This window comes from Bacteroides salyersiae (genome assembly GCF_031172035.1).
In the GTDB taxonomy this organism is placed as follows: Bacteria; Bacteroidota; Bacteroidia; order Bacteroidales; family Bacteroidaceae; genus Bacteroides; species Bacteroides salyersiae.
The window spans coordinates 3,668,243-3,679,861 of the sequence record NZ_CP133452.1; the positions used below are offsets into that span (position 1 = coordinate 3,668,243).

Annotated in this window: 8 protein-coding genes; 4 read left to right on the forward strand and 4 right to left on the reverse strand. The window is 40.0% G+C overall.

Annotation, left to right across the window (positions count from 1 at the left end; genetic code table 11):
* The first annotated feature begins 61 nt into the window (after positions 1 to 61).
* From RB604_RS13610 to RB604_RS13625, 4 genes are read left to right on the forward strand one after another with little or no spacing between them, the layout of a single operon-like run.
* Entirely contained in the window at positions 62 to 3,409 is a 3,348-nt protein-coding gene (locus tag RB604_RS13610; RefSeq protein ID WP_055294741.1) for a SusC/RagA family TonB-linked outer membrane protein, read from the forward strand.
* Between the two features lie 20 nt (positions 3,410 to 3,429).
* A complete protein-coding gene (locus RB604_RS13615) occupies positions 3,430 to 4,950 on the forward strand; it encodes a RagB/SusD family nutrient uptake outer membrane protein (RefSeq protein WP_007480648.1) in 1,521 nt (506 codons plus the stop codon).
* A gap of 36 nt (positions 4,951 to 4,986) precedes the next feature.
* Complete coding sequence (locus RB604_RS13620; RefSeq protein WP_007480649.1) at positions 4,987 to 5,910, forward strand: zinc-binding metallopeptidase; 924 nt, start codon at positions 4,987 to 4,989, stop codon at positions 5,908 to 5,910.
* Positions 5,911 to 5,924: 14 nt separating this feature from the next.
* On the forward strand, positions 5,925 to 7,214 hold the full coding sequence (locus RB604_RS13625; RefSeq protein ID WP_007480651.1) for a DUF4302 domain-containing protein: 1,290 nt from the start codon (positions 5,925 to 5,927) through the stop codon (positions 7,212 to 7,214).
* A 352-nt stretch (positions 7,215 to 7,566) separates the two neighbouring features.
* Here RB604_RS13625 and RB604_RS13630 read toward each other — a convergent pair whose 3' ends face one another.
* From RB604_RS13630 to RB604_RS13645, 4 genes are all read right to left on the reverse strand, one after another.
* Positions 7,567 to 8,265, reverse strand: coding sequence for a LytR/AlgR family response regulator transcription factor (locus tag RB604_RS13630; protein WP_005932643.1), 699 nt, complete (start codon positions 8,263 to 8,265; stop codon positions 7,567 to 7,569).
* A gap of 35 nt (positions 8,266 to 8,300) precedes the next feature.
* Positions 8,301 to 9,371, reverse strand: coding sequence for a sensor histidine kinase (locus RB604_RS13635; RefSeq protein ID WP_007480653.1), 1,071 nt, complete (start codon positions 9,369 to 9,371; stop codon positions 8,301 to 8,303).
* Positions 9,372 to 9,399: 28 nt separating this feature from the next.
* Complete coding sequence (locus RB604_RS13640) at positions 9,400 to 10,620, reverse strand: ABC transporter permease (protein ID WP_007480655.1); 1,221 nt, start codon at positions 10,618 to 10,620, stop codon at positions 9,400 to 9,402.
* 207 nt (positions 10,621 to 10,827) lie between these two features.
* Entirely contained in the window at positions 10,828 to 11,574 is a 747-nt protein-coding gene (locus RB604_RS13645; RefSeq protein ID WP_005932635.1) for an ABC transporter ATP-binding protein, read from the reverse strand.
* Positions 11,575 to 11,619: the final 45 nt, after the last annotated feature.

Here is an 11,619-nt window from a genome sequence, read left to right on the forward strand (position 1 = left end):
GATGTATCTTTACATCGGTACATCCCCTGTTCTTAAAATTCATATTAAAGACATTATCAGTATGAGTAAAAAAACACTGTTACCGCTTTGCTTATGTGTATTATTTATATATACCGGCTGGATACAGGCGCAAACTATCGATGTGAGCGGAATCGTTGTCTATGCTGAGGATAATGAACCTGTCATAGGGGCAAACGTTCAGGTAAAGGGTACCCAACAAGGTGCTATTACCGACATTGACGGGAAATTTATTTTTAAAGGATTACCGTTATCCTCCAAACTTATAATTTCTTATGTCGGTTTGAAATCCCAGGAAGTAAAAGTAAAGTCGAATCTAAAAATTGAAATGGAATCGGATGCCCAAATGCTGGAGGGAGTGGTTGTTACCGGTATGTCGAAAGTAGATAAGCGGTTGTTTACCGGTGCTGCTGATAAAGTCGATGCATCTAAGGCTCGTATAGATGGTATGCCTGACATCAGTCGTTCGCTCGAGGGACGTTCAGCAGGGGTATCTGTACAAAATGTTTCGGGTACTTTTGGTACTGCTCCTAAAATACGGGTACGTGGAGCAACCTCTATTTATGGTAACTCTAAGCCATTATGGGTTGTGGATGGGGTAATTATGGAAGATGTGGTCGATGTCAGTACTGATGATTTGTCGTCGGGTGATGCTGTTACATTAATCAGTTCAGCTATATCGGGGCTTAGTGCCGATGATATAGAGAGTTTTCAGATTCTGAAAGACGGGTCGGCAACTTCGATCTATGGTGCCAGAGCGATGGCGGGTGTGGTAGTTATCACAACTAAACGAGGACAGGCCGGACTAAGCAGTATCAATTATACCGGAGAATTTACTTATCGTATGATTCCGCATTATTCAGAATTCAATATAATGAACTCCCAGGAACAGATGGATGTATATAAGGAGATGGAGGACAAGGGATGGCTACTGTTTTCCGAAACTGCCCGTGCTTCCAACAGCGGTATATATGGCAAGATGTATCAGATGATAAATACCTACGATTCCAATACTGGTGGTTATTTGTTGTCCAATACTCCTGAGGCACGATACGCATATTTGGGAGATGCAGAAATGCGCAATACGAACTGGTTTGATATCCTTTTCAATAAAAATATAGCTCAGACACACTCTGTCAGTATTTCTACCGGTTCGGAAAAGGCGAAAATGTATGCTTCGCTTAGTCTTTATAATGATCCGGGGTGGACAAAGGCAAGTTCGGTAAATCGGTATACGGCAAATATGAATGCTTCTTTTAATTTGTCGGATAAATTGAGTGCTCTGATTTTAGGAAGCGGTTCTTATCGTAAACAAGTAGCTCCCGGTACATTGAGTCAACAACTGGATGTGGTGAACGGACAGGTAAAGCGCGATTTTGATATTAATCCTTACAGCTACGCTCTGAATACTTCAAGAACTTTGCAGTGTACGGATGAAAATGGAAAATACGTGTATTACACTCGTAACTATGCTGATTTTAATATTCTGCATGAATTGGATAATAATTATATTGACTTGAATGTGGCGGATCTTAAATTCCAAGGTGAATTGAAATGGAAACCTGTGAGAGGGTTGGAGTTGAGTGGATTGGCTGCCATCAAATATTCTTCTACCGGGCAGGAACATAATATAAAGGATCATTCTAACCAAGCTGAATCTTATCGCGCTATGGGAGACGCCACTATCCGTGACAGTAATCCGCTACTGTATACTGATCCCGATCAGATCAATTCATTGCCTGTCACTATTCTTCCGGAGGGCGGTATCTATACCCGTACGGATTATCGTATGAAAGGACTTGATGTACGTGCCACAGCTACTTACAATACCAGTATCGATAATACACATATTATCAACCTTTTCGGAGGTTTTGAAAATAGTTCTATAGACCGTACCCGGAGTTGGTTTCGTGGATGGGGATATCAATATGACAAGGGAGGTACTCCTTTTTATGATTATAACGTATTTAAACAGGGGAAGGAAGAAAATACCAATTATTATACCAATGAGGCAACTTACACTCGCAGTGTAGCTTTCTTTTTCATGGGAACTTATTCTTATAAAGGTATATATACTCTGACGGGAACTGGGCGTTACGAAGGTACGAACCGTTTAGGAAAGTCGCGTTCGGCACGTTGGTTACCTACTTGGAACGTGGCCGGTGCATGGAATGTACACGAAGAAAAATTCTATTCAAATTTCACAAATCCGGTTTTGTCGCATGCCACATTGAAGGCATCTTATAGCTTGACTGCCGATCGGGGACCTGCTTTTGTGACTAATTCGCAGGCTATCCTCAACAGTTACTCACCTTGGCGTCCTTCGGCCAGTGTTACAGAATCGGGAATGCGCATTACCGAACTTGAAAATAGTGAGCTCACTTATGAAAAGAAACATGAGTTTAATGTGGGTATCGATTTAGGTTTCTTAAAAAATCGTTTGAATCTTGCCGCCGATTACTACCGGCGCAATAATTTTGACTTAATCGGAGTAATCAATACCCAGGGAGCCGGTGGGACAATCGCTAAATATGCTAATATTGCTTCGATGAAATCATCCGGTATCGAATTGACGATTTCAAGCAAGAATATGAGGACCAAAGATTTTAGTTGGAATACCGATTTTATCTTTTCTAAAACGAAGAATGAGATTACCGATCTGAAATCACATGCAAATGTACTGAGCTTGATTTCCGGTAACGGATTTGGTCGTGAGGGATATCCGGTGAGGGGACTCTTTTCGATACCTTTCGCAGGGTTAACCGAAGATGGCTTGCCTACCTTTATTAATCAGGATGGGCAAAAAACAATTTCAAGTTTTAATTTTCAGGAATATGAAAAGTTGGATTTTCTGAAATATGAAGGTCCTACCGATCCTACCATTACCGGAAGTTTTGGTAATATTTTGACTTATAAGAATCTGAAGTTGAATGTATTCGTTACTTATTCTTTTGGAAACGTAATTCGTCTGGATCCCGTTTTCAGTAACGCTTATTCTGACTTGGATGCTATGCCTAAAGAGTTTAAGAACCGCTGGATGAAAGCAGGAGATGAAAATGTTACTAATATACCGACTATTGTAAGTACACGAATGAATCAGCAATATGCTTATTTGAATATGGCATATAATGCTTATAATTATTCGGATGTACGTATTGCCGACGGTGGTTTTATCCGGTTGAAAGAGATATCTCTTTCTTATGATCTTCCGGCTAAAGTGATTAACTTCTTTCGGTTGAATAAGTTACAACTTAAACTACAGGCAACTAATCTTTGTTTGCTGTATGCCGACTCAAAGTTGAACGGGCAGGATCCGGAGTTTTTCCGTTCCGGTGGTGTATCTACCCCCGTACCTAAGCAATTTACATTTACAGTCAGATTAGGATTATAAAAAACATAAATGAATTGAATATGAAACTGAAATATATAATACATACTTTTGTCGGATTGGCTTTCTTATGGATGAATACTTCCTGTGACAGTTATCTGGATAAATTGCCTGACAACAGAGCTAATCTGGACTCAGAAGATAATATAACGGATTTATTGGTATCGGCTTACCCTACCGTTTCTATTTGTATGTTGGGAGAAACCTCATCGGATAATATAAAAGACAATGGGGTGAACTATGGAACTTTGAGTCAAGTGGTGGAGGAGTATTACAGATGGGAATCTTCTACACAAAAGAGTATAGATTCGCCTACACATTTATGGGAAGGATATTATGAGGCTATTGCTGTGGCTAATCAGGCTTTGGAAGCCATCGAAAAATCGGACAATGCAGGCGAGTTGAATGCACAACGTGGAGAAGCTTTACTATGCCGGGCATACAGTCATTTTATGCTGGTCAATGTTTTTTCACAGGCTTATAATGAACAGACAAGTGATACTGATTTAGGAATACCTTACGTAAAAGAACGGGAAACTATTGTTAGCAAGAATTATGATCGAGGTACTGTGAAATCTGTTTATGAGAATATTGCACAGGATATTGAGGAGGGGATAGGGCTTATTGATGATGATCTTTATTCTGTGTCCAAATATCATTTCAATAGTAAGGCGGCCAATGCTTTTGCGGCGCGTTTCTATCTCTATTATAGAAAGTACGATAAGGTAATAGAATATGCAGATAAAGTATTAGGTGATTCTCCGGTAAGTCTGTTGCGCGATTATTCTTCCTATCCGTCGCTTTCTTCTTACTTTGAAGTTGGGAATCAATATATAAAGGCAGAAGAGGGGAGCAATTTGCTTTTGCAGACTGCGGTATCGGCTTATGCCCGTATGACCGGAGTTTATAAGTCGTATCGGCGTTATGGGCATCCTATTGCTAAAATGCTGGAAACATTGTTAAGTGCCGGTATTTGGGGAAATGAGCGTTCACTGAAATATTTTGATAAGCTATTCGGTACTCAGGAATATGGATTGGTATTTCCAAAACTGATAGAATATTTCGAATATACTGATAAGGTTGCCGGTATCGGCCAAGCACATATTGTTACTACTGCTTTTACTACCGATGAACTTTTACTTTGCCGTGCCGAAGCATTTATCTACCAGAAAGATTATGATCGTGCTGTAGCCGATATACAAGCTTGGTGTGATACACATGCTTCAGGTACAACTGTTTCACGTTCTGCAATCAATCAGTATTACGGCAGTCAGGCTACAGAAAGGACAAAAAAAGATTTACATCCGAAATTTGTTATTGAAAATGGGGAGCAGCTTAATTTTGTTAATTGTATATTGCATCTACGGCGAATAGAGACTGTTCATGAGGGTTTGCGGTGGTTCGATATCAAACGTTATGGTATTGAAGTTACACACAATATCAGTGGTGGTAACGAGGATGTTTTGAAAGTGGATGATTTGAGAAGGGCCATCCAGATACCTACAGATGTGATCGGTGCAGGGCTTACTCCCAATCCCAGGTAGAAGATTTATTGAATGATACAAAAGAAATATATGAATATGATACGAAATTTGAAATACGCAATCCTTTATTCATTTCTGTTCATGGTGTTTGTGCCATTTTTTACTTCGTGTGGCGAAGATGATTTGGAAGACAGTAAATTCAGGAAAATGACTGTTGAACGAAATGAATTCGATAATTGGTTATTGGCGAATTATGTGCAACCATATAATATTGATTTAAAATATCAACTCGAGGATATCGAGACTGATATGAGTTATAATCTGGTGCCGGCTGAATTGGATAAAGCGAAAGAGATGGCTAAATTAATTAAGCATCTTTGGCTGGGAGCTTATGATGAAGTATGCGGTGAAGTTTTTATGAAACAATACGGACCGCGTATTATTAATTTGATCGGTTCTTCGGCTGTCAATCCGGATTCAAAGACAGAGGTATTGGGTACTGCCGATAAAGGGCTCAAGGTTACCTTGTACAAAATCAATTCACTGGATAAAACCAATATAGAGCTTTTGAACTTATATTATTTCCGTACGATGCATCATGAATTTGCTCATATTTTGCATCAGACTAAGAATTATCCTACTGAATTTAATGAGATTTCTGTAAGTAATTATTCTCCTACGGGATGGATGAATCGTACTAATGAGCAAGCCCAGCGTATGGGATTTGTAGGTAATTATGCCAGTAGTGAGGCACGTGAGGATTTTGTGGAGGTGATTGCCAACTATCTGACTCGTACGGATGCCGATTGGAACGAAATACTTCGTCAGGCTACTTTTACAGATCAAGAAGCCAAAGACGAATTACCGGATAAACAGGATACCGGTACCGGAAATGGGAAAACGGTCATTCTTTCTAAGCTGAAAATAGCTCGTGAATGGTTAAAAACAGCTTGGAATATTGATATAGATAAATTGAGAGAGGCTATTGCAAGACGTTCAACGGAACTTGATTCACTTTGATAATTGTACCCGATATGAAAAAGATACTATTTATTTTGATTAGCATAACTCTTTTCTTCTTAGGCTCATGTACAGGTGAAGAAAAAGATATTTATGATGGAAATTCAAATGAACGCCTTACGGAAGAAGAAAAAGCATGCCGTGAGGATCTTCAGGAAGCGGAAAACGGGTGGATAATGGAGTATTTTCCCAATGCTTCACAGTATGGAGGATATCAGTTGCTTGTGTCGTTTGACGAGGACGGCATGGCCACGTTTTCTGCAGAGAAAGCGGTGAGTGGAGACAATACCCGGAAAGAATCGGGCATGTATACATTAAAACATGAAAATGGCATTTTATTGTCATTTGACACATATAATAGGATTTTTCATCAGTTTTCCGACCCTCAATCGGATGGAATAGGATTCGGAGGTGATTACGAATTCTATGTTATGGAGCATACTTCTGACCATATTGTACTCAAAGGTAAAAAGACCTATCAGAGAGTGGAATTGCATAGGTTATCTACAGATGTATCTTGGAGCGAATATTTGTCCAAAATCGATAAGATGGCGACTTTGGTAGATACCAAATATTTGGATATGACTTTGAATGGAAAGCCTGTGAGTATGTTAGCTAAGAGCTCATTTGCACGTTGTTTCAATTTGTCTTATACGACTGACGAAGCAGTTGAGACTCATGTAATGTCGTTTGTACTCACAGTTGAGGGAGTACAGTGTGCCCAGCCTGTCACTATCGGAGGGGTTACTGTTGATCATTTTATTTGGGACGATACTACTCAAAAACTTGTCTATAAGGATGATGAAAATACAATAGAAATAGGGACTCTTTCGATTAACCGTATTTTTAACCAGACAACGGATACTTGGTATTTTGCAAATAAGCGCAGTAGTACTCGTTTTCGTCAGTTATGGAACAGTATGGTTTATATAATGAATAGTGATTTTAACACCGAGTTCAATGATTTCTATCTTGGCTTATATGCCAATCCGTTTGAACCCGAAGAGAATTATCAGGCCGTTTTGGCTGTTTGTCGGGATAATATCGGTAGTGTGTATACAACTCAGTATGAGATAGTGGAAGGAACCACTGACCATATCCGTATCCTGTGGAAGGGCTATGCTATGAGTGCACAATATTATTATAAAGCTTATGAACCGTTACTTACTTTCCTCTCTAAAGAAGGAGAAAATGAGTTCATTATCGAAGCGGATAATAATATTTATCCTCAAGAGCTAAAATTCACAAAAGTGTCTAATCCCAATCATTGGTTTATTATTTCAACGAAGCAGGAAGCTCATTAATAACAAGAACCCACATACCAAAAGAAATGAGATAATTTCTTTTTTGAGAATAAACAGTGTGCGGTTATTGGAATTCAAACTGTACCAACAAAGTCATAGAACTTGTGTTTTGTTTTGGTACAGTTTTTGTATATATGAAATAGTATTAAAATATTATATAAAAATGGCTTCCTTGTTCGTCCGCCGACGAGGAAGCCATTTAACACAAAAACTAAACTAGACTTAACTAAACTATTCTATTCTCAGAGTTTCACAACTCCTTTTCTGTTCGGTACAAAGATATGTATTTATTATTTATTAAACAAACAGGAATAGACAAATCGGCGTTTTTTACCGATAAACGACTCTTTTTTCAACTTCTTTCATCAAGAAAGGCTTGAAAAGGCTGTTTGTAACTGTCACTGACAGGAATATAGGTCTTGTCAAAAACAATTCGACCACGATCTATAATGCGTATTTTGTCTTTTTGTACGATGAACGAACGGTGTACCCTCATGAAACGGTTGGGAGGGAGTAATTCTTCCATTGCTTTCATACTCATTAATGAAAGGATGGGCTTCGGTTGGTCTTCTGTATATATTTTAATGTAATCTTTTAATCCTTCAATATAGAGAATCTTTTTCAGTTCCACCTGGATGAGTTTATAATCGCTTTTTACGAAAATACTTTCAATCTCTTCAGGCTTCTGTACAAGCTCGAACCATTGTAATGCTTTATTGGCAGCTTGTAGGAAATCTACATAAGAGATTGGTTTTAACAGATAGTCGAGGGCATTTACACGATAACTGTCAATAGCATATTGATTGAAAGCAGTGGTAAATATGATACGAGTATGGCTGTCTACCATTTTAGAGAATTCCAGACCGTTCAGTTCGGGCATTTGGATATCGAGAAAAAGAAGATCGACAGGATTGCCCGGTAATTCTTTCATCGCTTGTACTGCACTGGAATATTTACCAGCCAGCGCGAGAAATGGAGTTTTATTGACATAACTCTCCAATAAATCAAGAGCCAGAGGCTCGTCGTCTACGATAGCACAATTTAGAGTCATAATTTTAGTGGTTAGAGAGATTAGTGATGAGTGGATTAGTGATATTCACTCATCACTACTTTAATCACTAATTTCGATGAATACTCTTTTTTATCTTTACTTGTTCCGCGTTGCCATTGATAACGCCCCGGATAGATTAATTCCAGTCTTTTACTTACTTGCTCCAATCCGATGCCCGAACCACTTTTATCTGTTTCGGCTTTGGGATGATAGCTATTGGTAATTTCACATTTCACTTCGCCGTTGCCTTCAGAAAAAGAAATGCGTATAAAACTGGGCTCTGTGGGAGAGATGCCATGTTTGAATGCATTTTCTATAAGTGAAATAAAAATTAGGGGGGCTATTTCTGTCCGGTTATCCGGAGCGATATCGATATGTGTTTCTACGGTCACATTAGAAGAAAGACGAATACGCATTAATTCTATATAATTGCGTATAAAGTCCATTTCTTTTCCTAATGAGACGTAGGTCTGTTGGTTATCATATAATACGTGACGGAGAAGTTTACTCAGTTCTTGTACGGCTAATTGCGCTTTGTCTGTATTGAAAGCAATAAGTGCATAAATATTATTCAGGGTGTTGAGTAGAAAATGTGGATTCAATTGATTTCTTAAGTTCTTCAATTCAGCTTCAGTACGGCTCTTTTCGGCTTCACGACGGGCATCTTCTACTTGTCCCCAGCGAATACTCATTTTGATTGCTGCGGACAGTCCGATGGTAAGTACCATTGAGAACATATCCCGAACAAAGAAAATCCAACCAGGAGGCAGATCTTTACGGGGAGCTTTCGGTGGAGTATTGCCAAAAAGGACGCTTTGCCATAGATGAAGACCGCCACTCATAAGTATGATCAACGCGAGGTTGAGCAACATATATTCGCGGATGCGTCCACTGAATAAATATCGGGGTATAAGCAAGAAGTAATTGAGATAGAATACTATAAAAAAGGAGAGGGAGACTCCGCTATGGCGCAAGTATCCCATCCAGTCAATTGCTTCTCCTCCGCGATTGATGATAAAAAACGGAAATCCGAATACAATCCCCCAACCGATGACATGGGTCAGGACTTCGGCAAACCGAATGTGGTTGTTGGTATATTGTTTCATAATGTGCAAAGATAATAAAAATCACCTGTTATTCGTATCGGATCGCTTCTATCGGATCGAGGTCGGCAGCTTTCTTAGCCGGATACCATCCGAAAAATACACCTGTAATGGTACATACGGCAAACGATAGGAAAACACTCCAAGGCTGTATAAAGATAGGCCAGTGGGCTACACTTTTTACAATCCAACTGGCACCGCAGCCGATAATGACTCCGATGATACCTCCTGTGATACTGATCAGAATGGCTTCTATAAGGAATTGGCTGAGGATATCGATTCCACGTGCACCGACTGACATGCGAAGACCGATCTCCCGTGTGCGTTCTGTAACAGATACATACATGATATTCATAATGCCGATACCGCCTACTACCAGAGAAATGCCGGCAATGCAGGCTAATAGGGTTGTCATTAAATCGGTGGTAGAATTCAGCATGGTACTGAGCTCTTGCTGGCTACGGATGGTGAAATCGTCTTCATCCGAATCCTTCAGTTTATGTTCACGACGCAAAATTCTGGTTATCTCTTCCGTAGCATAGTCGGTCATGTCTTCCGAAAGGGCAGATGCATAGATACCTTGCAAATAGGTTACGGCAAGTAGACGCTTCATGACCGTTGTGTAAGGTGCCAGTACGATGTCATCCTGATCCATACCCATAGAATTGTATCCTTTGGATTTTAAAACTCCGACAACACGGAAAGGGATTTTTCCAAAACGGATGACACGTCCTACGGGATCACTTCCGTCGGGGAATAGGTTATCTACAATGGTTTTCCCGATTATGCATACTTTTGCGGAACTTTGTATGTCTGCTTCCGTAAACATCTCTCCGTTTTCAATTGTCAGTTGCCGGATACTTAGATAATCCAGTCCTACTCCATTGACAGATGACGGGTAGTTGTTGTTACCATAGACAAGTTGCCCTGAAGAAGAGACATTAGGGCTTATGCCGGCCAGATAGTTGGACTCATCGCGTAACTTTTCGTAATTTTCCAACTTCAACGTTTGCATTTCTGAAGCATCCCGACGTACCCCTCCACGCATGTCGCCACCAGGATGTATCATAATCATATTCGATCCCATTTCAGCAATTTGCGTCTGGATACTTCGTTTTGAACCTTGTCCGATGGCCAGCATGGTGATAACCGAGGCAACGCCAATGATTATTCCAAGCATTGTCAGGAAAGCCCTTAGTTTATTGTTGGCTAATGCCCGGAGGGCTATTTTGAATAAATTGGTTCCATTCATTTTGTTTATAATTAGGCAATTAACGATTAAACGATCTAAAGACCGGGAGATTTACGGTTAGACAATTTACGATTTACGATTGAGGTTACTTTAGAAAATGGCTAATTGGCTAAATGGTATACTTTTCATCAACAAGCCGTAAATAAAAGTATTTCCAATCGTAAATAGTAAATCGTCTAATCGTACATCTTCGGATCGATCATCTTCTTACTCCTCCTCCGGCAGTGGCAAAGCTGCCAGTGCTTCTGCGGCCGATTGGATGTTCTGATTGGCAGTATCTTCTTTGATTTGTCCGTCACGAAGGACGATATTCCGACTGCTGTATTGAGCTATTTCCGGATTGTGGGTTACAAAGATGATCGTGCGTCCCTCTGCATGTAATTTCTGAAAGAGTACAAGGATTTCGAATGAGGTGCGTGTATCAAGGTTACCCGTAGCTTCGTCCGCTAATATTACAGCAGGATTATTGACCAAAGCGCGGGCAATGGCTACACGTTGCATCTGTCCGCCGGACATCTGGTTGGACTTATGTTCCAAACGATCCCCTAATCCTACGGCTTGTAATGCTTCGATGGCACGGCGCCGACGTTCTGAAGCGCTGACGCTTGCATTATACATCAAAGGAAGTTCTACATTTTCTACGGCAGTCGTTTTCGGCAGCAGATTATAGCTTTGAAAGACAAATCCGATTTTACGGTTTCTCAAAATGGCACGTTGAGGTTTGCTCATCGTGCGTACGGAAATGCCATCGAGCAGGTATTCACCGCTACTCGGAGTGTCGAGACAACCCAATGTATTGAGCAGGGTCGATTTTCCCGATCCCGATGTACCCATAATGGTCACAAACTCTCCTTCGTTGATGGTAAAAGAGATGCCGCGTAAAGCATGGACGGTTTCTTCTCCTACTTGGAAGTTTCGTTTGATGTTATGTAATTCGATTACTTTTTTTTCCATAATTGGTCATTGTTTAATATGTCGATATGCCGGTTGTCATTACAT

Excerpts from the sequence above, each read along its gene's own strand:
- RB604_RS13630 (WP_005932643.1), bottom strand. The coding sequence starts at position 8,265 with ATGACTCTAAATTGTGCTATCGTAGACGACGAGCCTCTGGCTCTTGAT.
- RB604_RS13640 (WP_007480655.1), bottom strand. The coding sequence starts at position 10,620 with ATGAATGGAACCAATTTATTCAAAATAGCCCTCCGGGCATTAGCCAAC.
- RB604_RS13615 (WP_007480648.1), top strand. The coding sequence starts at position 3,430 with ATGAAACTGAAATATATAATACATACTTTTGTCGGATTGGCTTTCTTA.
- RB604_RS13625 (WP_007480651.1), top strand. The coding sequence starts at position 5,925 with ATGAAAAAGATACTATTTATTTTGATTAGCATAACTCTTTTCTTCTTA.
- RB604_RS13645 (WP_005932635.1), bottom strand. The coding sequence starts at position 11,574 with ATGGAAAAAAAAGTAATCGAATTACATAACATCAAACGAAACTTCCAA.
- RB604_RS13610 (WP_055294741.1), top strand. The coding sequence starts at position 62 with ATGAGTAAAAAAACACTGTTACCGCTTTGCTTATGTGTATTATTTATA.
- RB604_RS13635 (WP_007480653.1), bottom strand. The coding sequence starts at position 9,371 with ATGAAACAATATACCAACAACCACATTCGGTTTGCCGAAGTCCTGACC.
- RB604_RS13620 (WP_007480649.1), top strand. The coding sequence starts at position 4,987 with ATGATACGAAATTTGAAATACGCAATCCTTTATTCATTTCTGTTCATG.